The following is a 20,867-nucleotide window of genomic DNA, read 5'->3' as shown; positions in this document are numbered from 1 at the left end:
TCGTGAATGGTCCGGTCATCGGCCCTGGTAGCGGGGGGTGCGCTTCTCGGCGAAGGCCCGGCGGCCCTCGATACGGTCCTCGGTGTCGCGCAGGAGGCCCCACGCGTACCGCTCCATCTCCAGGCCGCGCTCCAGCGGGAGGTCGCGCCCCTCGGTGGCGAGCCGTTTGACGGCCCGTACGGCGAGCGGCGCGTTGCGCGCGATGCGCTCGGCGAGCGCCCGCGCCCGTGCGAGCAGGTCAGCGGCCGGGACGATTTCGCTGACCAGGCCGACCCGGTGGGCCTCCGCGGCGTCGATACGCTCGCCGGTGAGCAGCATCTGCATGGCCATCGACTGGCCGATCGCCCTCGTCAGCCGCTGGGTGCCGCCCGCTCCCGGAATGCTGCCGATCTGCACCTCGGCAAGGCCGAACTGGGCGTTCGGGGAGCAGAGGCGGATGTCGCAGGCCAGGGCGATCTCCAGGCCGCCACCGATGGCGTACCCGTTGATCGCCGCGATCACCGGCTTGTCCCTGGGGAAGCCCTTGAGCAGATGGTCGCCGGCGCCGGCGAAGGCCACCTGCGCGTACGACTCCGGCGGCGGCATCGTGCGCTTCAGGTCCGATCCGGTACAGAACGCCCGGTCCCCGGCCCCGGTGATCACCGCCACCCGGATGGAGTCGTCGGCGCCCACGCGTTCCCAGGCCTCGTACAGCAGGATCCTGGTCTCAGGGTCGATGGAGTTCATCGCTTCCGGCCGGTTGAGCACGATCTCCGCGATCTGCCCCCGTACCTCTATGTCGACGGACACGTGCCCGTTACCCTCCTTGTTTGTTGCTTCTTCTGAGCAGCCGCCAGATGGCGCCACCGAACAGGACGACCGCGACGATCGCCCACAGGGTCGCGGCGATCGGGCGCGCAACGAAGTAGCCGAGATCGCCCCGGCTCAGGAACAGGCCCTCACGCAGGTGCTTCTCCATCAGCGGGCCCAGCACCAGGCCGAGCACGAACGGGGCGAGGTTGAAGGACAACTTGCGCAGCAGGTAGCCCACGGCCCCCATGACGGCCAGCATGTACACGTCGAGCAGGCTGTTGCGCACGCTGTAGCAGCCGATCGCCGCGATGATCACGATGCCGGGGAAGAGCAGTTGTTTCGGCACGCGCAGGAGTTGCACCCACACGCCGACCAGGGGCAGGTTGAGCACCAGCAACATCAGGTTGGCCACGAACATCGCGCCGATGAGCGACCAGAAGATCCCGGGGTTGTCCTCGATCAGCAGCGGACCCGGCGTGATGCCCTGCACCTCCATCGCCGAGATCACCAGCGCGAACGTCGGCGAGAACGGCATGCCCAGCGACAGCAGCGGCACGAGCCCGCCGATGGCGGCGGCGTTGTTGGCGGCCTCGGGCCCCGCGAACCCCTCGACCGCGCCCGAGCCGAGCTTGGCGCGGTTGCGGGCGACGCTCTTCTCCAGCCGGTACGACGCGAAGCTCGCCAGGGTCGCCGACGGCCCCGGCAGCAGCCCGAACAGGAACCCCACGCCCGAGCCGCGTCCCCAGGCGGGCAGGGCGTCGCGCCACTCGCTCCGGGTGGGCATGAGCTCCCTGAACCGTACGGGGGTGGGACGCGCGGACCTGCCCGGGTTCTCGATCAGCATGAGCAGTTCGGCGATCCCGAACAGGCCGATGGCCACGGGGACCAGGTCCACGCCCAGGGCCATCTCCGGCACGTCGAGCGTGTACCTGAACGTGCTGGTGATCGCCTCCTGCCCCATCGTGCCGAGCATCACGCCGACGACCATCGGCAGGAACCCGCTGGCCGGGCTCCCTCCGGAGACGCGGGCCAGCGCGATCAGGCCGCCGGCGATGAGCGCGAAATACTCGGCCGGGCCGAAGAACAGGCCGACGCCCGAGAGCACCGGGGAGAAGAACGTCACGAGGATGACGCCGATCGCACCGGCGATGAACGAGCCGATCGCCATGATGCTCAGGACGCTGCCCGCGCGGCCCTTCTTGGCCAGCGCGTGCCCGTCCACGGCGGTCATCACCGAGGCGGCTTCACCCGGCATGTTCAGCAGGACCGCGGTCGTCGAGCCGCCGTACATGGAGCCGACGTAGATGGCCGCGATCATGACGATGCCGACGATCGGCGACATCGAGAACGTCAGAGGCAGCACGAGCGCCGCGCCCGCCACCGGGCCGAGCCCGGGCAGCACGCCGATCACGGTGCCGGCCAGGGCGCCGATCAGCGAGGCGAGCAGCAGTTCCGGGCTCAGCGCCGACTGCAGGCCGGTGAGCAGGCCCTCGATGGGGTTCACCGCTCAGCCTCCCGTCAGCGCGCCGGCGGGCAGGCGCACACCGAGCAGTTCGAGGAACACGTACGAGATGACCAGCCCCAGCAGCACTCCCTGCACGGCGGCCTTCCACCACGGCCGGGTGCCGAGCAGCCAGACCGCCGCCGCCCCGAACAACACCGACGCCAGATACTGGCCGAGCAGCGGGAGCAGCAGCAGGTACGCCAGGATCGTCGCGGCCAGGCCGAGCACGATCTTGGCCCGGCCCGGCGCGGGCCGCTCGTACTCGCCGCTCACCTTGACCGTGAACTTCGCCTCGACGATCGTGATCACGCTGACCACGAGCGTGGCCGCCCCGACGATGATCGGGAACATCGCGGCCCCGGGCTGGGCCAGCGTGCCCATCGGAAGGGTGAACGCGTGCGCGGTATAGACGGCGCCGGTCACGAACAGCACGGCGCCGACGATCATTCGCCCGCGGCGTACCCCGTCGAGGGACGTGGTCGCGGTAACTGTCATGCCGGTCGCTCCTCCATGAACGCGTTGAGGCGCTCGTACTCCGTCTGGTATTCGTCGAGTTCGGTTGTGACCTGATCGGGGTTCAGGTTCTCCAGGACGTAGCCCTTGTCCTCGGCGAACCGGAGGAACTCGGGTGACCGCACGGTCTCGTCGGCCGCCTTCTGGAGGCGGCCGAGCACGTCAGCAGGGATGCCCTTGGGCGCGATGACGTAGTAGGAGGCCGGCAGCGTCACGTCGTAGCCCGCCTCGACCACGGACTCGGCACCGGGAAAGATCTTGTATGCGCCCTTGTGGAAGGCACCGAGCACCCGGAGCTTTCCGGCTCGCACGTGCTCCTTGACCGTCGGGGCGTATCCGGCGCAGGCGTCCACCTCCCCGCTGAGCAGGGCGGTCAGCGCCTCGCCGCCGCCGCCGCTGAACGGAACGCCGGTGAACTCGACCCCGCCCGCCTGGCTCAGGCGCTGGATGGTCAGGTCGGGGGCGGTACGCGCGCCGGAGTTCGAAATCTTGATCTCCCCCGGCCGGCGGCGGGCGTCGTCCATGAACTCCTTGAACGTTTTCCAGGGGGCATCGGCCCTGACCGCCAGGATCGTCGGCAGATCCGCCAGCTTGACCAGCGGCTGGTAGTCGGCCGTCGAGTGGTAGGGCAGGGCATCGGTCAGGATCGGCTGGTAGGCGACCGCGCTGTTGGAGCTCAGCCCGATCGTGTAGCCGTCAGGCGGCGCCTTGACGATCCTGCTGGTCCCGATCGTCGCCGAGCCGCCCTCGCGGTTCTCCACAACGATCTTGGTGCCCAGCTTCTTCTCTAGTTGATGGGTGAACTGCCTGGCGATGGGATCGGTGGATCCACCGGGTCCGTACGGGACGACGAAGGTCAGCTCATCCGATGGATAAGGACCGTCGTCTCCGAACCCGGGAATCACCGAGCAACCACCCAGCATCATCATTGCCGCCGCCATCGCAGCGCTTCGCCGCCTGAAGGTCATCAGCGTCCGCCTCTGCTCGATATACAACCGCATAGCGAACAAAAGTCCGCACACCGGATGCTTTGCAGCGACGTTAAGGGGAGGTAACAGAGGGTGTCAATGGTGCACTCGTCGCAAACCGTCCGATACAGCTCCTATGACTACCACTCTGGACAGGTCGTTCCCTTGCGTGGCAAGGTTCACCCGCATGACCATCTCTCTACTCACTCCGCGGACGTGACCTCCTCCGAGCATCCGCTGACCCGCTCATTCCTCTCCGACATCTGGTCCTGCCTCGACGGCGATGCCGCCGACCTGTCCCGCGTCACCGTCACCGGCGACCGGGCACTGCACTCGGCGTTCGCGGTGACCGACCTCGCCGCGGCGAGCTTCGCCGCGGCCGGCCTGGCGCTCAGCCGCCTCGTCTCCACGTGCGGCGGCCCCCTTCCCGCTGTACGAGTGGACCGCACGCTGTCCAGCGGCTGGTTCGACCTGCCCGTCGGGCCCTCACTGCCGCTCACCCCGCAGCCCCGGGCCCCTGAGCACCGGGAACCCGTGGATGACCGAGTTCAGGACGGCCGACGATCGCTGGCTCAGGGTGCAGGGGCTGTTTCCCCGGCTCCGGGCACGCATCGCGGGCGCCCTTGACGTGCCCGAGGATCCGGGGACGGTTGCGGCGGTGGTGCGTGCGCACGAGGCCGATGAGATCGAGGATGTCCTCGTCGAGGCGGGGGCGGCCGTAGCGGCCAGCCGGAGCCTGTCGGAGTGGCGGGCGCACCCGAAGGCTCGCCACGTCGCCATGGAACCCATCATCGCCACAGGTCGCGAGCCCGCCGCGTCATCAGGCTCCGCCGCTCCTCGCGCCTCGAACCCCAGCCGCACCACCGGGCCTGGCAGTGCCGCGGTACCTCGCAACGATCTGGACGACTTCTGGCGGCCGACGCCCGGGCGGCCATTGGCCGGCATCCGGGTGCTCGACTTGACCAGGGTTGTCGCCGGCCCCATGGGCACCCGATTCCTCGCGGCCTGCGGCGCCGAGGTGTTGCGGCTGGACGCTCCGGACGCGGACGAGACCGCCTGGCGAGGCGGCGGAACCGACGTGATGCTGGGCAAGCGGTGGGCGGTACTCGATCTGCGCACCGCCGAGGGCAGACAACGTTTCCTGAATCTGCTGGCCGACGCCCACATCCTTGTCCACGGCTACCGGCCGGGGGCGATCGACGGACTGGTGCCACCGGGCCTCCGCCGGGCAACCCGCCCCAACCTTGTGGAGGTGGCGCTGAACGCGTACGGCTGGACAGGCCCCTGGCGTACCGGCTACCAGGTCGCGGCGGCCGCGATCGCCGGCCTCACCCGGCTCGTCACCACGGGCAGGGGCTCGGTGTGGCGCCTCTCCCTGGCTCGTACCGCCGCCCTCCTCGCCGACGCGGGACCGCCCCCGGAAGAGGCCCGATCGGGTTGCCGCTCACGGGTCCGGTGGAGGACCGCGTGTACGCCACCCCGCACGGCCCGGTGCGCCGGCTCCGGTTCCCGGTGGAGATCGAGAGGAACCCGCTGTTCTGGGAACGCCCGTACGAGTCGGTCGGCAGCTCGAACCCCCGCTGGACGGGAACCCCATGAAGTGGGACTTCAGCAAACGCCGCCGTCCCGGAGCCAGTTCACCGAAGCCTTCGACACAGTTTTCGCCGACGCCGGCCTGCGCGTCATCAAGAGCCCCACCGCAGGCCCCGAAAGCGGACGCACACTGCGAAAGGCGTTCACCGCCGGCCTGCTGAACGGACCACTCCTGGTGAACGCCTCCACGAACGGACCCGGCTCCACCACCTCGGCCAAGCTCTTTCCCAGCAACACCCCGTTCTACGACCTCACCATGACGGTGGCGATCCCTCGCACCCCGGCTGCCCGGTCCGGCTGCCGGTCATCGTCCGTCGTCCGGTCTCGCGCGTCGCCACTGCTCGCGACTCTGCCCGCGGATGTGATGGCCCAGCCCGTCCAGCCAGCGGTCGACCTCGCTGGGCCAGTCCGTATGCAGCGCCTCCGCATGACTCATCCGGAAGTGCCCGGCGGAGCTGTCAGAAGACGATCGTCCGCTCCGCGGGTTCGCCTCCAGGATCACCGCCAGCCCGGACAGGCTCGGGAAGAACGCCAGCCCGACCTCGTGGACGACCCCCGCGTGCCGGCTCGGGGCGTAGAACTCGATCCCCTGATAGAACGGCAGATCCTGATGCACGCCGGCCAGCCGGCCCGTCCGCACGGCAGCGCGCTTGAAGTGAAAGCCGAGCCATGAGAACGCCTGCAGCACGCGTTGCTGCGACGGCACGGGCCGCACCGCGACCAGGCCCACATCGCCGAGGTCGACCGCCGTGGCGCCGGCCATCTCAGCGCGCACGCCCAACGCCAGACCCGTCAGACGCCGGCCGCCGATCTCGCTGATCGGTGTCTCCCACGGCACCGTCATCTGGAACTCGATCGTCCGTTCCTCGCCCCGGCGGAGCGTCGAAGGGCCCCCGATCTGCGTGTACGCAATCTTCTCGAGCCCGCTCTGCCCGCCATTGTCCCCGAGCGCCTGGCCAACCCGTACGACCAGGCCCAGGGCGATCCGTTCGACACCGGCGTCGGCGCGTCCGCCCCTCAGCCGTACTTCACCGGACAGCGTGCCGCCCGGCTGCGTTCGCGACGTGGTCAGAAAGGTCTCCATCGAAGGCGCGTCGGCACCGAAAGCACCGGCCATCCGCTTGAAGACCACGACCGTTCCTCCCGTTTCGCGTGGTGGAGCCACTCGCTCGGCAGAACGACCGGGACGCTGGGCAGGGTTCCGGCGCCCACGAATCGTGACCTGCGGCCGCGCCGGCAACGCCGCCGCCGGACACCCCGGACCGATGGCCGGCCTTCCCCGCAGCCTGCTGCGCGATCCGCGCCAGGGCGTCCAGGCGCGGCCGCAGGTAGCGCTCGGTGTAGGCGATCACCAGCTTCGGGTAGTCGACCGAGGCGCCGATGACCCGTGCCATCAGCGCGCGGAAGCGGGGCTGGCTGAGGAGTTCGGCGACGGAGGAGACCAGGTCGTCGATCGACTGGCCGACCGGTGCCGCGTCCATGTCGGGTGTGCGTGCATGCTCCAGCGCGGCCATCAGCAGGTCGTCCTTGGCCCGCCAGCGCCGGTAGACAGTCAGCTTCGCCACGCCGGCGCGCTGGGCGACCGCCTCGATGCTGGTGCCGGGCGGCCACGCCAACCGATGTGCCCGTCCGGGCGGATCAACACCACATCGGGCACATCCTTGTTGACCGTGGTGAGGGCTGACTTAGTAAACGATGCGGTACCGATTACTAAGTGAGGTAGTGACCTCCATCACTTCACCCGACCACGACGGTGTCGAGGCACGGCGTCACCTCCGGCGGCTATGGGGCGGGTCAACAGCAGCCGTCCGCGCAGCCGTCAGCCTCGGACACCGTGCTGCCGAATTGGGTGCTGGTGGGAACGGCGCAGCAGGTGTCCCCGCGCCAGGCTTCGCGGCCTTCCTTCACCGCCACGGCGGCGATGACCAGGGCGGCGATCGGGTCGGCCCAGGACCAGCCGAACAGGCTGTTGAGCGCCAGCCCGACGAGCAGCACCGCCGACAGGTAGGTGCACAGCAGGGTCTGCTTGGAGTCGGCGACCGCGGAGGCGGAGCCGAGTTCGCGGCCTGCGCGGCGCTGCGCTGCCGACAGGAACGGCATGATGACCAGGCTCACGGCGGCCAGGATCAGGCCGGAGGTGGAGTGCTCGGCTGCACCGGCGCCGAGCAGGGCGCGTACGGCGTCGAAGGTGACGTACGCGGCCAGCGCGAAGAAGGAGATCGCGATGATCCGCAACGCGGTCTTCTCGCGCCGCTCATGGTCGGCGGCGGAGAACTGCCAGGCCACAGCGGTGGCGGAGGCGACCTCGACGATGGAGTCGAGGCCGAACCCGATCAGCGCGGCCGAGGAGGCGATGGTGCCGGCGGTGATGGCCACGGCGGCTTCGATCACGTTGTAGGTGATGGTCGCCGCGACCAGCAGCCGGATGCGGCGCTGCAGTAACGTCCGCCGGTCCGGGGCGGGCAGGTTCAGCGTGGTCATGACACCGCCTCCCCTGCGATCTCGCCCCGCTGCTCGCCCAGGCGCTTGAGGTCTTCGTCGAGCTCAGCCTGAAGGCCGCCATGGGTGGCGGCCGCGGGCTGGGTGGCGTGCACCGGGCGCAGCGTCACGGCGTGGCCGGTGGCGGCCAGCAGGCGCTCGGCGGAGGCCAGCAGGTCCATCAGCTCGGGCCGGGTCAGGGAGTAGAAGGACTGGCGGCCTTCGACGCGGTAGTCGATCAGGCCGCAGTCGCGCAGGCAGGCCAGGTGCTTGGACACGGTGGACTGGGCCAGCCCGAGCTGGGTGGTCAGATCCACCACCCGGGCCTCGCCACGGGCCAGCCGAGCCACGATGCGCAGCCGGGTCTCATCGGCCAGGGAGTGGAACAGCGCCGCCGCCGGGGAGATGCCGGCGGCGATGTCAGCACTGACACACCGGCCACCATCAGAATTGATCGCCACATGACGATGATAACCCGATATGCCGATGTCATCGCAAGTCCTGCGACGCCGCCCACCACCGCCGGCAGTCCTCAGCGGCCTGGCCAGCACTGGCGCCAACGGTTCCACGGGTGTCTACGGCGGGCCCGCTGATCAGCGGGATCCTCGTCGACGCGCTACTTCCGTCCCTCGCCGGAGGCGATCGCCGAGCTGACCAGCCTGCTGGGGCCCGGCGACCGCCCCCGGTGATCCTCAGCGGTCGGGGTGCGGAGGCGGAGTGAATCCGAACGAGGAGGGGAGCCCCGCTGCGTGACCGTCCGTCACCTGTAGTCGTTCTCGGTCAGCGGCACGACGTACGCCCGGCGCTCGCGGATCAGACCGTCGCGCATCACGAACACCTCCCCCATCGCGGCGCGCATCACGGTGCCGTCCTTCTGGAGTGCTTCGAGGGTCATCTCCGCCATGACGACGTCGTTCTCCTCGACCATCCGGGTGATCGTCACTTTCGGGGGAACGCCGACCGGGTCCAGCCCTTCGATGTTGGCGTCGTAGGCCTCCTTGCCGGTGATCCGGTAGTGGCCGAACACGGTCCACTCGATGTCGTCGGTCAGGCACGACAGGATCTGCTCGTGGTCGGACTTGTTGAACCCGTCGATGTACCGCTCGACGGTCTGCTTGTTCGTGGACTGGTTGACAGCGGACATGATCTCTCCCTGATTCGTCGTTGTTCACTGATCGGTCGGTGCCGGCCGAGCATTCTCGACATGCCGCCAGAAGAACGTTCGCAGCGATGCGCCCGAAGGTCTGCGGACCGGATGGGCCTCAAGGGGGACAACCCAGGTCAGCGTGGCTTTCGCTGCCTCGCATGGTGCGCCGGGAACACGCCGCGCCGCGCCCAGGCGTGGCTGAGATCACAGTGCGGGGTTGAGTGGGCGGAGCCGGCAAGGCCAAAGCGTGCCGGACATCACCTCGTTGATGCAGGTCGGCGAGGACTGCGTACGCGATGGCATCCACGCCTTCAACCAGCGGGGGTTCGACGCGTTGGACTCAAAATGGAGCGGGCCGGGCAGCCGCCGGCGGACGAGCATCCGGCCGGCGAAGACCAACTGCGCCGGCCTTGAAGAATCACGGCCCGGCATCGATCCCGCGCCCCGCCGAGCCGGCCCGACCTGGCGGCAATTCCTGACCGCTCAAGCCTACGTGATCACCGCGTGCGACTTCCTCGTGGTCGAAACCATACTGCTCAAACGGTTGTATGTGCTGATCTTCATCGAGCACGGCACCCGGAAACTGCACCTGGCCGGAGTGAGCGGGCACCCACCGGCACCGGCCACACCAGTCCCGACAACAACAGGTCCCGGTCCGTCTGGGGCCGGATGCTGGAGTCGTTTTTGACAAGGTCCGCACGGGTACCCAGATCGTGAACGTTGCAGCTCATCGCGGGGGAGTGAGCGGTATTGACGATGGATCAGTGTTCGATGTGGTCACCGAGCGGACCCGGCGGCAGCACGTGTGGGCGACGCCGTTGAGCGCTGTGGCGGGCTTGGGCTGCGTCGACGACCGGGCTCTGGGGTGCGTCCGTGGCGCCGCGGGGAATCTGGCATGAGGCCGACGGCACAGGGGATCGTGTGGGTCGGCGTGTTTCTGGGAGTCTGCGTGGCGCCCCTGGGGTTCGCGTTGATAGGCACGAGCCGCCCGGGCCAGGGCTTCTGGACCGACTTCTCCGTTGCGCTCGGGTTCGTTGGCCTGGCCTTGATGGGAGTCGAGTTCGCCCTCGTCGCGCGGGTCCGTGCCGTCGCCGAGCCGTTCGGCACCGATGCGGTGATCCAGTTCCATCGGCAAATTGGTTACGTGGGTTTGGCGTTCGTCCTGACGCATATGGCGCTGTCAGGTCCGGGCGTGGTCACCGCCTTCGCCCTGACCGACCTACCGTGGAGAGCCCGGTTCGCCGTGCTGTCGGTGCTGGCGGTGCTGATACTCATGGTGACGTCGATGTGGCGTCGGCGCTTGCGGCTGTCGTACGAGGTGTGGCAGGTGCTGCACACCGTGCTGGCCACGGTCGCGATTGTAGCGGCGCTGGTTCACGTACTGCTGGTGAACTACTACGTCGACAGCGTGTGGAAGCAGGTGCTGTGGGCGATCATGTCGGCGGTGTTCGTGGGGCTGCTCCTCTGGATTCGGGTCCTGCGGCCAGTGCGGTTGCGGCGACGTCCGTGGGCGGTCGAACAAGTGATCCCTGAGCGTGGCAGGACCACTGTTCTCGTGCTACGCCCGCGCGGGCATGACGGACTGCGGTTCCACCCCGGTCAGTTCGCCTGGATCACCGTCGGCAGGTCGCCGTTCACGGTTACCTCGCACCCGTTCTCGTTCTCCTCCAGCGCCGAGACAGACGGCACGGTCGCCGTCGCCATCAAGGCAGCCGGAGACTTCACCTCCAGCATCAGCGCGGTACAGCCCGGCACCACCGTCTACGTCGACGGTCCGCACGGGGTGTTCTCCATCGACCAGTACGAGGGCGCCGGGTTCTGCCTGATCGCCGGCGGGGTCGGCATCGTCCCCGCACTGAGTATGCTGCGGACTCTCGCCGACCGCGGCGACGTGCGGCCAGTGGTGCTCTTCTCCGCTCACCGTGACTGGGACAGCATCCCGTTCCGCGAGGAGATCGAAGAACTCACCGACCGGCTGAACCTGCGGGTCGTGCAGGTACTTTCACAACCTCCGCCTGACTGGACGGGAGAGAGCGGCTACGTCAACGGCGACATGCTACGCCGGCACCTGCCGTCCGCCTGTCCGCGTTTCCAGTTCTTCATCTGCGGTCCGAACCTGATGCTCGACGCCATGGAGGCCGCTCTCCCGGGGATCGGCATACCCGTCGACCGCATCCACACCGAGCGCTTCGCATGGGTCTGAGCTGCCTATTTCGGAGGAAACCGTGCGCCACAGTTACATGACCCGGATGACGATCGTCGCCGGCCTGCTCCTGGTCTTCACCTGCCTTGCTTTCGCGGCAATCCAGAACTGACCGGTGTTCCCGTTCAACAAGCCAAGGAGGATGACATGGAGGAACCGCGGCACTTGCAAATCGAGATCCTGGATCGGGTGGCCATCGAGGACCTGATCGGAAAGGTGGAGAACGTCGCCACCCAGCCCGGCGCGGCCGATCGGGTGAGCCGGTGGCGGGCCGAGCACGGCACCGAGCACGCCACGCCGCTGGCCCGCTCGTTCGTGGTCGTCGGCCCGACGCTGATGTTCCTGCACCCATGTCCGGACGGTGTCATGCTCCCGTTCGCGGCGTATCCCGACGGGTCGGTGAAGGTCTACACCGACCCGGAACATGCCGGATTGAGCTTCTATGAGGACGCCCCTCGATCAGCTGGGCAGTCATAACGGGGACGCCGCCGGGCTGGGCCTGAGGCCCTCCGATGGAGACCGTTGTGGTCTGTGCCATGTCTGCTGTCTGCTGCCCCTGGGCCCGTGCCTGCTCTTACGCTGCGTTGCGCGACCCGCGCCGATCTGCCTCCAGCCCTTGCCCTACTGGCCGACGAAGAGCAGAGCGTGGACCCGGCAGCGATCGTGGTCGAGGAGGCGTACGAGCATGTCTTCGAGGCGATCGACGCGGACCCGCGCAACGAGATGCCGGTCTTGGTGGGAATGCCGACGGCTGGGGCGATGGCGGCACGGTGGTGGGCTTCCTGCAGGCCACCTACATCCCCGGGCTCGGCAAGGGCGATGCCGAGTGGGCACTCATCAAGGCGGTGCGAATCCGCGCGGATCGTCGCCGCGGCGGGCTCGGCCCAACCTTGATGGAACGCGCGGTTGCGCGAGCACGCGCACGTGGTTGCGCCCTCGTCCAACTGACCCGCAACAAGAGGCGCGAGGAATCCCACCGCTTCTACCCCGCGCTGGGCTTCGCGCGCAGGCATGACGGGTTCAAGCGAGAGATGCGGCGAACCGGGCCTTGAGGTAGTCGAGCGACGACCGCCGACAAGTCGCTGAACAGGCTGATCCGGCTGGTGGAGAACCTGCTCGACCTCAGCCGCCTGGAGGCCGGCGTGCTCGGCTCTCCACAGCTCACGACCATGGGCTCGAAGAGCGCAGCCCACATCTCGGGGCCGGTTTGGGGCGGGCGCTGTCGGGCGGGCTGGCCACGGCCGGCACCGTCACCCTCTTGGCATTTTATCAACAGCAAGCCACCGGTCCAGAACCCGTTGATCACCAGCACCCACGGCAGAGGCGCTCAGGGGACCAAAGGGGGACCAACGAAGCCCTGATGAGACTCGCTTTCATCGGAGCTTTTCGCGGATGAGGTGCGCAGCAGTCAAGCTCTCATCACAGTCGGCGAGACGTGAAGGAGGGCCGACGAAGACGACTCTCCCGCCCTTGTCTCCCGCGCCCGGCCCGATGTCGATGACATGATCGGCGTGGGCGATGACGCGCCGGCTGTGTTCGATAGCGACGACTGTGGCGCCACCGTCAACGAGGTCGTCGATGAGTGCGAGGATGCGGTCGATGTCGGTGATGTGCAAGCCGGCGGTCGGTTCGTCGAGCACGATCATCAGAGCATGAGGGTCCGGGTGCTCACCGAGATGCTTGGCAAGAAGGAGTCGTTGGCGCTCTCCGCCGGAAAGCGTGTCGAGCGACTGCCCGATCCGAAGATAGCCCAGCCCCACACGGTTCAGCCACTGCCCCTTCCGCACGACATCCACATCGTCCCTGAACAATCGCGACAGTTCGTCGACCCTCATGGCGAAAACGTCAGCGATCGTGAATCCGCGCAGGGTGGCAGCCAGAACATCGGGGCTGAAGCGTGTCCCACCGCACGCCTCGCAGACAGTCTCGACATCGTCGAGAAATGCCAGATCGGTGACGATCACTCCTTTCCCGTTGCAGGCTGGGCACCCGCCACGGGAGTTCGGACTGAACCATGAAGGGTCCATGTTGTTCGCACGGGCGAAGGAACGACGGATGCCGTCGGCGATGCCCAGCACGGTCACCGGAGTTGATCGAATACCTCCTCGCAGCGGCGCCTGCCCAATGACCGAGAACTCCGGGTGCTGGCGGGGAAGTTCGACGGCGGCGAGCGTGGTCTTGCCAGACCCTGCCACGCCGGACACGACAGTGAAGACGCCGAGCGGGATCTCGACGGTGATGCCCGCGAGGTTGTTGCTGTGCGCGTTCGTGACGGTCACCTGCCCGCGGGCGGGGCGCGGACACTCGTTGATCACGAGGGGCTCTCGCAATGCGCGCCCCGTGACCGTCGCCGAGTCGTACAGCTCCGCAGGCGTCCCCTCGAACTCGACGGATCCGCCGTTCTCTCCCGCCCCGGGACCGAGGTCGATCACGTGATCGGCGTCCGCGATCACATCGGGGTGATGCTCGATGACAAGCACGGTGTTGTGAGCATCGCGCAACCGGCCCAGCAGGTCGAGCAGCCGATGGACGTCATGCGGGTGCAATCCCGCACTCGGCTCGTCGAGCACATATGTCACATCCGTGAGCGCACTGCCGAGGTGGCGAACCAGCTTCACGCGCTGCGCTTCCCCACCAGACAGTGTCGACGATGTGCGATCCAGGGTCAGGTACCCGAGACCAACCTCGTCAAGGGCCTCAAGTTGCCGCGCAAGGGAGGCGAGCAGCGGCGCGACCTCCGAAATCTTCGTGGCGGCGGCGACATCTCTCAGCTCGGCGACCGACATCGCCGCCCAGTCGGTGATCGATCGACCGTCGATCAGGCTGGCGCGGGCCGCCTCATTGAGCCGGGTTCCGTCGCACTGCGGACACGGCCCGCTGGTGATGATGCGCGCCAGTCCCTCGCGTTCAGTCGGCGTCAGCCGAGACGGCGTCTTGCGCAGGTAGGAATCTCGCAGCCTCGGGATGACACCGTCGAACGTGCTCGACTTCGGATATTCGGGACCCGGCGATGACAGCGTCATGTCACGCGCATAGAGGAGATCGTGACGCACGGCCTCGGGCATGTCCGCCCAACGCAGGTCGCGGTCGGCGAGCCCGGAGTGGAGGAGTCGCTTCCACCGATATGTTCCCGGCGCGAAAGCCGAGAAACGGAATGGCCCCTCCCCCAAGGTCTTCGTCTCATCGATCAACGCGTCGAGATCGATGTCGTCCACGATCCCCAAGCCTTCGCATCCAGGGCACATTCCGCGTGGATCGTTGAACGAGTACGAAGGAGTGAAACCGGCCGAAGGTGCCCCTGCGCGTGAGAACAGCATCCGCAGGAGCGGCGCGATGTCGGACGCGGTCGCCACCGTCGAGCGCACACCGCCGGAGAAGGGTCGCTGATCTACGAGCGTCGTGAAGCTCAACCCGTCGATCCGGTCGACCTCTGCGGGGGCATGCTTCGGCAACCGTGCGCGCACGAACACGGGGTATGTCTCGGTTACGAGGCGCTGGCCTTCTGCGGCGATGGTGTCGAAGGCCAGCGAGGACTTGCCCGACCCCGACACGCCGGTGAACGCGGTGACACGATGTTTCGGCACGCGGACTCCCACGCCTCTGAGATTGTTCCGCCGTGCACCCTCCACGGTGATCCAGTCAACTCGGTCATCGTTCGTCGTGTGATCCACCATGTTCCGACCGTACGATGGAATGTGGCCAGAAAATGACCACATTTGGGACGAGGATCGACTGATGGACACTCGTGAGCGCATGCTGGCGCTGCTGGCTCTCCTTCAGACCGGCCGCGAGTGGTCCGCTAGTGATCTCTCGAAAGCACTCGAAACAAGTCCACGAACGCTCCGTCGCGATCTGCAACGGCTCGACGAACTCGGGTATCCCGTTGCAAGCAGCCGGGGCCCTGGAGGTCATTACACGCTGACGAGCGGCACCGCGCTTCCTCCGCTCATGCTCAGCGACACGGAGGCAATCGCGACCATGCTCGGACTGCAGATGGCGCGTTCCGGTGCCGTCGGCATCGACTTCGACCACCGCGCGATGGACTCGGCTCTGGACAAGATCCGGCGCATGCTGCCCTCGAACCTTCGGAAGCAAGCTGATCAGATCGATCAAGCCGTCACGATCGCGGAGACGGTGCAGCACCTTCCCGAAGCGGCCCTTTTCCGCGTAGTCACCGAGGCGATACAGCGTCACCGCCAGCTCACCTTCCACCACCGCAACGGCGATGGCGACACGGTCCGAACCGTCGAGCCTCTTCGTCTGGTCAACCGCCGCTCGCGCTGGTACCTGATTGCATGGGACACGATCCGCGCCGATTGGCGCACTTTTCGCCTGGATCGGATCAGGCAGGCCCACCTCACGACGGAGACGTTCCAGTCACGCAAGCCTCCGACGGACGACCTGCCCGCCTGGTTCGACGACATGCTTCGCACGCCCCGCCACCGCATCGCAATAACACTTCACGCGGGGCTCGAAGACGCGTTGGCCAGACTGCACCGCGTCGATGGAACTCTGACCCCGATCGGACCCCACCGTACGCGGTACCACGCCGAAGTCGACTCTTTCGAGTGGCTAACCAGCGTGCTGATCCTCTCCGGGCTCGCGTTCACGGTCGAATCGCCCCAGAACTTTGCGCACTACATCGGTGCAGCCGCAGAGCGTCTGAGCAACTCTGTCACGTGCTCCACGCCTCAGGGACACCCATAGCCCTCGATAGGGACTGTACGGTCACTGGTGTAACTCCTGATCAAGGAGAACGCACCTGATGAGTACTGTGATCCAGGCATCGACGGAGATCGACCTGGAGGACGCCGCGGTGGCGGCTAAGCAGCCCAAAGACGCCAAGACGAAGGAGTCGAACCGGGAGCTGGTGGCCCGGCTGGTCGATCAGGCCCGCACCGAGGGTGTGGAACTGGTCGGTGAGAACGGGTTGCTGGGCCGGCTGACCAAGCTGGTCCTGGAGTCCGCGCTGGAAGGTGAGATCACCGACCATCTCGGCTATGACAAGCACCAGCGCTCCGGCGGCGAGACGACCAACAGCCGTAACGGCGCCCGCTCCAAGACGGTCATCACCGACGTTGGGCCGGTGGAGATCACTGTCCCGCGCGATCGGGACGGCAGTTTCGAGCCGAAGATCGTGCGCAAGCGGCAGCGGCGCCTGTCCGGCGTCGATGAAATGGTCATCTCGCTGGCCGCCAAGGGGCTGACGACCGGGGAGATCTCGGCTCACCTGGCCGAGGTGTACGGCGCCGAAGTCTCCAAGCAGACGATGGACGGGATGACGGAATGGCAGAACCGGCCGCTCGACCCCGCGGGAGTTCTATCGATGGTTGCGAACCTTCTCGAAGGAGAACCTCGCATGCCTCGTTGGGCTCACAACAAGCTTCCCTCGTCGGTTCAGAAACGCTACTTCGAGTTGGTGCGAGAGGGGCATAAGGGCGCGGCTGGTTCATAGCGGAGTTCCGGGCTGGATATCCTCAGGAACAGGCGTCTTCGTACAGGGTGATCCCTGGAAGGTGCGGCGGTAGGTCGCAGGGGAAGTGCCGAGGGCGACGCGCAAGTGCTGGCGGAGCGAGTTGGCGGTGCCGAACCCCGCCCGGTCGGCAACATGGTCGATCGACAGTTCGCTGGTCTCCAGCAGTTGCCGGGCCAGCTCCACACGCTGGGCGGTGAGCCACTGGCCCGGGGTCATGCCCGCCTCTGCCCGGAAGTGCCGGGTGAAGGTTCGTACGCTCATCCGGGCGTGGCGGGCCAGCTCGGACAATGACAGCGGCTGGTGCAGGTGCTTCAGCGCCCAGGCGCGGGTCGGGGCGGTGGTGGCCGACGACGCGTCGGGAACGGGGTGCTCGATGTACTGGGCCTGGCCGCCGTCGCGCCACGGCGGGACGACGCAGCGGCGAGCCGCCTGGTTGGCCACCGCGCTGCCGTGGTCGCGGCGGATCAGGTGCAGGCACAGGTCCACCCCCGCCGCGGCACCCGCCGAGGTGAGAACGTCGCCGGCGTCCACGAACAGCACGTTCCGGTCCACCTTCACTCGGGGAAAGGTCCGCTGGAAGTGCTCGGCGACCCTCCAATGCGTAGTGGCAGGCAGGCCGTCGAGGAGACCAGCGGCCGCCAGCACGTACGACGCCGTGCAGATCGACACGATCCGGATGCCCGGCCGGAGCAGCGCCAAGGCACCTACCAGCGGTTCGGGCAGGCATCCGTGCTCACGGATCACGTCTAGCGCGCTGGAGGGCGGGATGACCAGCGTGTCCGCGCCGGCCAGCGCCTTCGCGTCATGCTGGACGGCGATGGCGAATCCCGCGTCGCTGTTGACGGGCCGTCCGTCCAAGGTGCAGACGATCACTTCATAGAGCGGCTCGCCATTCGCATGCTCGGCGCTGCCGAAGATGCGCGCCGGGATGCTCAGCTCGAACGGGATGACGCCTTCGAGGGCGAGGACGACGACACGGTGCATGGCCAGATCCTGTCACATGATGACCATCAAGCCAGTGCCGGTCCATCCGTCCGTCGCGCACTCTGGTTACCGGCTGCACGACACGGTGCATCCCCAGGAAACGGAACAGGACATTCGGTGAACGACAGCACGCCCGCCGCCGCACGTATGCGCGCGATGAGCCCGCGAACCTGGGGCGGCCCAGAGGTCCTCACGGAGATCGAGGTGGAGCGCCCGAGCCCAGGTCCGATAGAGATCCTGGTCCGGGTGCACGCCGCGGGTGTCAACCCGACCGACTGGAAGTCCCGGGCCAGTGGCGGGCTGGGACTCTGGGGTGAGCCGGTCATTCTCGGCTATGACGTATCCGGCGTGGTCGAGGCCACCGGCTTGGGAGTGACGCTCTTCCGGCCGGGCGACGAGGTGTTCGGCATGCCCCGCTTCCCGCACCAGGCGGGCGCCTACGCGGAATACGTCACCGCCCCCACGCGTCACTTCGCGCGCAAACCCGCGACCATCGACCACTTGCAGGCCGCCGCCCTGCCGCTGGCGGCGCTGACCGCCTGGCAGAGCCTGACCGAGACCGCGGACCTGCGGCCCGGCCAGCGCGTGCTGATCCACGCCGCCGCCGGTGGCGTCGGCCACCTGGCCGTGCAGATCGCCAAGGCGCGCGGCGCGTACGTGATCGGCACCGCGCGCGAGGCCAAACACCCGTTCCTGCTGGCCCTGGGCGCCGATGAAGTGATCGACTACACCCAGGTCGACTTCGCCGAGGCGGTCCGCGACGTCGACGTGGTTCTCGACACCATCGGCGGCGACTACGGGCTGCGATCCCTGAGAGTACTGCGCAGGGGAGGCACCCTCGTGTCCCTCGCCTCGTGGGCCGACGTCCCACCTGCCGGCGAGGCCGAGAGGCTCGGCATCCGCACCGGGTTCACCTTCGTCGAACCTGACCACGCGGGTTTGCGGGCCATCGCCGGACTCGTGGAGGCCGGGCGGCTGCGCGCCGAGATCGACACCGTTCTGCCACTGGAGCAGGCGGCCAAGGCCCACGAGCAGGGCGAGACCGGCCGCACCACCGGGAAGATCGTGCTGACCGTCGTCCGCTGAAGCCCGGTTCAGCGGGTCGCGGGCCGATCCGGCGGATGACATGATCGGAAGGTGCAGGCGGCTAACCGGCTCGATGCTTCGGGGCGCCGGTGGCATGCAACGCTGGTGGCAGTCCGCACGGCGTGAACAGGTCGGTGTCGAGGAACGCGACCACCCGCGCGACACCCGCGCCCGTGACGGTCAGCACCTGAAGCGCGTGCGGCCGATACACGCCATCGTGGCCGCGCGCGTAGGACCCGAACGCGGGCTGCCCGTTGACGCCCGCCGGGACCATACGGTAGTCGCCGGCGGCCAGAATTCTGGTCGCGAGGAACCGTCCGATCGTTTCCCTGCCGGTGAACCAGGTGGGGATCGGCGGCATCTCCCAGACCGCGTCTTCGGTGAGCACTCCCGTCAATGCGGCGAGGTCGGCGTTCTCGAAGGCGGCAGCGTACCGGTCGAGCAGCGCCCGCTGGGCAGGGTCGGTCGGCTCGGCGATCCCGTCCTCGGTGGGCGCGATCTGGCTGAGCTGCGCGCGGGCGCGCTGCAACGCGCTGTTGACCGCGGCGGTCGTGGTGCCGAGCAAGCCGGCGACCTCACTTGCTCGCCAGGCCAGCACGTCGCGGAGGATCAGCACCGCGCGTTGCCTGCCGGGCAGGTGCTGCAGCGCGGCGATGAATCCCAGCCTCAGGGTCAGCCTCGCCTCGATGACGGCGGCCGGATCAGCCGGCGCGGCACCGAACAACATGTCGGGAGCAGGCTCCAGCCATGGCACTTCCGGCAGCCGGGGGCGCAGCGTCTCGTCCGGATCTTCGCTCGGGCCGCCCAGCCCGGAGGGCAACGGCCGCCGGCCGTTGCCCTCCAGCGCCTTGAGGCACACCCGGGTCGCGATCCGGTACAGCCAGGTGCGCAACGAGGAACGCCCTTCGAAGCCGCCGTAGCCGCGCCACGCCTGCAGGTAGGTCTCCTGGATCGCATCCTCGGCGTCGTGGATCGAGCCGAGCATCCGGTAGCAGTGCGCCAGCAACTCTCGCCGGAAGGGTTCACTCAGCCGGGCGAACCCCTCGTCAGGCGCACCGTCGGCCCTATCCGTCTGCCGTTGCGCCGTCGGCGACATCGCCCCTCCCCTCATCCCATCGGCCAGATCATGACGAGCATCGCCGCGGCCATGAGAGCGTGGGCCAGGTGGGAGATCCGGTCGCTGACGCCCGATGACGCGCCACCGGAGCCGGGTCGCACGCCGCGGAACAAGAACCACAGTCCGGTGCCCGCGAGCACGAGGATGAGTAGCCACCTGAGTGGCATGGACTCGATCATTCCATGATTCCCGTGCATTTCATGACTTTCGTGTTCGGGACGGAGAAGTGACACCTCCGTTCGGAGACGTCACTCGCCTTGCCGTGCGGCTCAGTGGTGGGCGTGGTGGGAGTGGTTCCCCGTGCCGTCGTAGGCGTCGCGGTAAGGGAACTCGTTGACGTAGCGCCGGCGGCCGAGCGGGGTCAGGTCGAGATAGTGGTAGGTGCTCAACATGACCTCGACGCCGCGCCCGTAGGTCGAGTAGGTGTGGAACACGGTGTCCTGGTCGCGGACGAAAACACTCATGGCCTGGGCGTCGCCGTTCACCGCGTACGCCAAGCCCTCCCGTTCCAGGGTCGCCTTGTCCTTGTAGTTGTACTCGACGGGCGCGACGGACTCGTCGTTGGTGGCGTGGAAGTCGTAGTTGAAGTCACTCCCGGCCGAGGAGTACCACGGGATCGTCCACCCCATCCGCTCCTTCCACCTCTCGATCTTGGCCAGCGGCGCGCGGGAGACGAGCACGAACGTGGTGTCGCCGGCGTGCAGGTGCTCCAGGCGGCCCACGTTGTCGACCGCGAACGAGCAGCTCGGGCAGCCCTCTTCCCAGCCCTCGTTCCACATGAAGTTATAGACGATGAGTTGAGTGCGGCCCTCGAACAGGTCGCTGAGGCCGGCCTTTCCGGCGGAGCTTTCGAACCTGTAGTCCTTGTCGATCCTGACCATCGGCAGCTCACGGCGCTGTGCGGTGACCGCGTCCTGCGCCCGCATGACCTCCTTCTCCTGCGGCAGCAGTTTCAGCCGAGCTGCCAGCCATTCCTCGCGGGACACGACCTGCGGAAGAGCCATTG

The 20,867-nt window shown here is 67.8% G+C and carries 22 protein-coding genes and 2 pseudogenes; 10 read left to right on the top strand and 14 right to left on the bottom strand.

The features are described 5' to 3' along the window. Positions 1-15 precede the first annotated feature (15 nt). From ACWD0F_RS48180 to ACWD0F_RS48165, 4 genes are read right to left on the bottom strand one after another with little or no spacing between them, the layout of a single operon-like run. Complete coding sequence (locus ACWD0F_RS48180) at positions 16-789, bottom strand: enoyl-CoA hydratase/isomerase family protein (RefSeq protein ID WP_449889294.1); 774 nt, start codon at positions 787-789, stop codon at positions 16-18. Positions 790-796: 7 nt separating this feature from the next. After that, positions 797-2,296: a tripartite tricarboxylate transporter permease gene (locus ACWD0F_RS48175; RefSeq protein WP_449889292.1), complete on the bottom strand. Its 1,500-nt coding sequence runs from the start codon at positions 2,294-2,296 to the stop codon at positions 797-799. A 3-nt stretch (positions 2,297-2,299) separates the two neighbouring features. Further along, on the bottom strand, positions 2,300-2,791 hold the full coding sequence (locus ACWD0F_RS48170) for a tripartite tricarboxylate transporter TctB family protein (protein ID WP_449889290.1): 492 nt from the start codon (positions 2,789-2,791) through the stop codon (positions 2,300-2,302). Then, positions 2,788-3,714: a Bug family tripartite tricarboxylate transporter substrate binding protein gene (locus ACWD0F_RS48165; RefSeq protein ID WP_449889288.1), complete on the bottom strand. Its 927-nt coding sequence runs from the start codon at positions 3,712-3,714 to the stop codon at positions 2,788-2,790. Before ACWD0F_RS48165 ends, ACWD0F_RS48170 begins: the two co-directional genes overlap by 4 nt. Positions 3,715-3,993: 279 nt before the next feature. Between ACWD0F_RS48165 and ACWD0F_RS48160 the strand changes: the two genes are divergently transcribed. The 3 genes and pseudogenes from ACWD0F_RS48160 to ACWD0F_RS48150 all read left to right on the top strand — a co-directional run bounded on the left by ACWD0F_RS48160 (position 3,994) and on the right by ACWD0F_RS48150 (position 5,376). Next, the gene (locus tag ACWD0F_RS48160) at positions 3,994-4,404 is read left to right on the top strand and encodes a hypothetical protein (protein WP_449889286.1); all 411 of its coding nucleotides are present in this window, start codon (positions 3,994-3,996) and stop codon (positions 4,402-4,404) included. Continuing rightward, positions 4,316-5,113: pseudogene (locus tag ACWD0F_RS48155) on the top strand (CoA transferase); the annotation flags it as partial. The gene ACWD0F_RS48160 and the pseudogene ACWD0F_RS48155, both read left to right, overlap by 89 nt. A 131-nt stretch (positions 5,114-5,244) precedes the next feature. After that, positions 5,245-5,376 (top strand): hypothetical protein, encoded by a 132-nt coding sequence (locus tag ACWD0F_RS48150; RefSeq protein ID WP_449889326.1) that lies wholly within the window; start codon positions 5,245-5,247, stop codon positions 5,374-5,376. A 298-nt stretch (positions 5,377-5,674) separates the two neighbouring features. On the opposite strand, the gene ACWD0F_RS48145 is transcribed toward ACWD0F_RS48150, so the two are convergent. The 5 genes from ACWD0F_RS48145 to ACWD0F_RS48125 all read right to left on the bottom strand — a co-directional run bounded on the left by ACWD0F_RS48145 (position 5,675) and on the right by ACWD0F_RS48125 (position 8,992). Next, complete coding sequence (locus ACWD0F_RS48145) at positions 5,675-6,502, bottom strand: sporulation protein (protein WP_449889284.1); 828 nt, start codon at positions 6,500-6,502, stop codon at positions 5,675-5,677. After that, positions 6,399-6,986 carry a TetR/AcrR family transcriptional regulator gene (locus ACWD0F_RS48140; RefSeq protein WP_449889282.1) on the bottom strand — a complete coding sequence of 196 codons (588 nt, stop codon included), beginning with the start codon at positions 6,984-6,986 and terminating at the stop codon, positions 6,399-6,401. The genes ACWD0F_RS48145 and ACWD0F_RS48140 overlap by 104 nt, the downstream gene beginning before the upstream one ends. 178 nt (positions 6,987-7,164) lie before the next feature. Then, entirely contained in the window at positions 7,165-7,851 is a 687-nt protein-coding gene (locus ACWD0F_RS48135) for a cation transporter (protein WP_449889280.1), read from the bottom strand. Then, on the bottom strand, positions 7,848-8,309 hold the full coding sequence (locus ACWD0F_RS48130; protein WP_449889278.1) for an ArsR/SmtB family transcription factor: 462 nt from the start codon (positions 8,307-8,309) through the stop codon (positions 7,848-7,850). The genes ACWD0F_RS48135 and ACWD0F_RS48130 overlap by 4 nt, the downstream gene beginning before the upstream one ends. A 299-nt stretch (positions 8,310-8,608) precedes the next feature. Next, positions 8,609-8,992: a nuclear transport factor 2 family protein gene (locus ACWD0F_RS48125; protein WP_449889276.1), complete on the bottom strand. Its 384-nt coding sequence runs from the start codon at positions 8,990-8,992 to the stop codon at positions 8,609-8,611. Between the two features lie 250 nt (positions 8,993-9,242). Here ACWD0F_RS48125 and ACWD0F_RS48120 point away from each other — a divergent pair, with 250 nt between their 5' ends. From ACWD0F_RS48120 to ACWD0F_RS48105, 4 genes are all read left to right on the top strand, one after another. Then, entirely contained in the window at positions 9,243-9,683 is a 441-nt protein-coding gene (locus tag ACWD0F_RS48120; protein ID WP_449889274.1) for a hypothetical protein, read from the top strand. 207 nt (positions 9,684-9,890) lie between these two features. Further along, a complete protein-coding gene (locus ACWD0F_RS48115; RefSeq protein ID WP_449889272.1) occupies positions 9,891-11,198 on the top strand; it encodes a ferredoxin reductase family protein in 1,308 nt (435 codons plus the stop codon). Between the two features lie 147 nt (positions 11,199-11,345). Next, a complete protein-coding gene (locus tag ACWD0F_RS48110; protein WP_449889270.1) occupies positions 11,346-11,675 on the top strand; it encodes a hypothetical protein in 330 nt (109 codons plus the stop codon). Between the two features lie 293 nt (positions 11,676-11,968). Further along, the gene (locus ACWD0F_RS48105) at positions 11,969-12,250 is read left to right on the top strand and encodes a GNAT family N-acetyltransferase (RefSeq protein WP_449889268.1); all 282 of its coding nucleotides are present in this window, start codon (positions 11,969-11,971) and stop codon (positions 12,248-12,250) included. Between the two features lie 321 nt (positions 12,251-12,571). Here the strand turns inward: ACWD0F_RS48105 and ACWD0F_RS48100 are convergent, their stop codons facing one another. Continuing rightward, positions 12,572-14,872 carry an excinuclease ABC subunit UvrA gene (locus ACWD0F_RS48100; protein ID WP_449889266.1) on the bottom strand — a complete coding sequence of 767 codons (2,301 nt, stop codon included), beginning with the start codon at positions 14,870-14,872 and terminating at the stop codon, positions 12,572-12,574. 61 nt (positions 14,873-14,933) lie between these two features. On the opposite strand from ACWD0F_RS48100, the gene ACWD0F_RS48095 reads away from it, so the two are divergent. Both ACWD0F_RS48095 and ACWD0F_RS48090 read left to right on the top strand, forming a co-directional pair. Next, complete coding sequence (locus ACWD0F_RS48095; RefSeq protein ID WP_449889264.1) at positions 14,934-15,905, top strand: helix-turn-helix transcriptional regulator; 972 nt, start codon at positions 14,934-14,936, stop codon at positions 15,903-15,905. Positions 15,906-15,963: 58 nt separating this feature from the next. Beyond that, positions 15,964-16,506, top strand: a pseudogene (locus ACWD0F_RS48090) (transposase); the annotation flags it as partial. Between the two features lie 141 nt (positions 16,507-16,647). On the opposite strand, the gene ACWD0F_RS48085 reads toward ACWD0F_RS48090, so the two are convergent. Continuing rightward, on the bottom strand, positions 16,648-17,658 hold the full coding sequence (locus tag ACWD0F_RS48085; protein ID WP_449889262.1) for a GlxA family transcriptional regulator: 1,011 nt from the start codon (positions 17,656-17,658) through the stop codon (positions 16,648-16,650). A 147-nt stretch (positions 17,659-17,805) separates the two neighbouring features. On the opposite strand from ACWD0F_RS48085, the gene ACWD0F_RS48080 reads away from it, so the two are divergent. Then, positions 17,806-18,744: an NADP-dependent oxidoreductase gene (locus tag ACWD0F_RS48080; protein WP_449889322.1), complete on the top strand. Its 939-nt coding sequence runs from the start codon at positions 17,806-17,808 to the stop codon at positions 18,742-18,744. 61 nt (positions 18,745-18,805) lie between these two features. On the opposite strand, the gene ACWD0F_RS48075 is transcribed toward ACWD0F_RS48080, so the two are convergent. From ACWD0F_RS48075 to ACWD0F_RS48065, 3 genes are all read right to left on the bottom strand, one after another. Continuing rightward, positions 18,806-19,840, bottom strand: coding sequence for a sigma-70 family RNA polymerase sigma factor (locus ACWD0F_RS48075; RefSeq protein WP_449889260.1), 1,035 nt, complete (start codon positions 19,838-19,840; stop codon positions 18,806-18,808). Between the two features lie 11 nt (positions 19,841-19,851). After that, positions 19,852-20,028 carry a hypothetical protein gene (locus ACWD0F_RS48070; protein ID WP_449889258.1) on the bottom strand — a complete coding sequence of 59 codons (177 nt, stop codon included), beginning with the start codon at positions 20,026-20,028 and terminating at the stop codon, positions 19,852-19,854. 102 nt (positions 20,029-20,130) lie between these two features. After that, positions 20,131-20,865, bottom strand: a complete 735-nt coding sequence (locus ACWD0F_RS48065; protein WP_449889257.1) for a DUF899 domain-containing protein — start codon at positions 20,863-20,865, stop codon at positions 20,131-20,133. Positions 20,866-20,867 lie beyond the last annotated feature (2 nt).

It is taken from the genome of Nonomuraea sp. NPDC002799, assembly GCF_053592075.1.
Note: the sequence above shows the minus strand (reverse complement) of the source record. Positions and strands in the feature narration are given on the sequence as shown.

Excerpts from the sequence above, each read along its gene's own strand:
- ACWD0F_RS48110 (WP_449889270.1), top strand. The coding sequence starts at position 11,346 with ATGGAGGAACCGCGGCACTTGCAAATCGAGATCCTGGATCGGGTGGCC.
- ACWD0F_RS48100 (WP_449889266.1), bottom strand. The coding sequence starts at position 14,872 with ATGGTGGATCACACGACGAACGATGACCGAGTTGACTGGATCACCGTG.
- ACWD0F_RS48080 (WP_449889322.1), top strand. The coding sequence starts at position 17,806 with ATGCGCGCGATGAGCCCGCGAACCTGGGGCGGCCCAGAGGTCCTCACG.
- ACWD0F_RS48065 (WP_449889257.1), bottom strand. The coding sequence starts at position 20,865 with ATGGCTCTTCCGCAGGTCGTGTCCCGCGAGGAATGGCTGGCAGCTCGG.
- ACWD0F_RS48095 (WP_449889264.1), top strand. The coding sequence starts at position 14,934 with ATGGACACTCGTGAGCGCATGCTGGCGCTGCTGGCTCTCCTTCAGACC.
- ACWD0F_RS48070 (WP_449889258.1), bottom strand. The coding sequence starts at position 20,028 with ATGCCACTCAGGTGGCTACTCATCCTCGTGCTCGCGGGCACCGGACTG.
- ACWD0F_RS48135 (WP_449889280.1), bottom strand. The coding sequence starts at position 7,851 with ATGACCACGCTGAACCTGCCCGCCCCGGACCGGCGGACGTTACTGCAG.
- ACWD0F_RS48075 (WP_449889260.1), bottom strand. The coding sequence starts at position 19,840 with ATGTCGCCGACGGCGCAACGGCAGACGGATAGGGCCGACGGTGCGCCT.
- ACWD0F_RS48115 (WP_449889272.1), top strand. The coding sequence starts at position 9,891 with ATGAGGCCGACGGCACAGGGGATCGTGTGGGTCGGCGTGTTTCTGGGA.
- ACWD0F_RS48170 (WP_449889290.1), bottom strand. The coding sequence starts at position 2,791 with ATGACAGTTACCGCGACCACGTCCCTCGACGGGGTACGCCGCGGGCGA.
- ACWD0F_RS48125 (WP_449889276.1), bottom strand. The coding sequence starts at position 8,992 with ATGTCCGCTGTCAACCAGTCCACGAACAAGCAGACCGTCGAGCGGTAC.
- ACWD0F_RS48085 (WP_449889262.1), bottom strand. The coding sequence starts at position 17,658 with ATGCACCGTGTCGTCGTCCTCGCCCTCGAAGGCGTCATCCCGTTCGAG.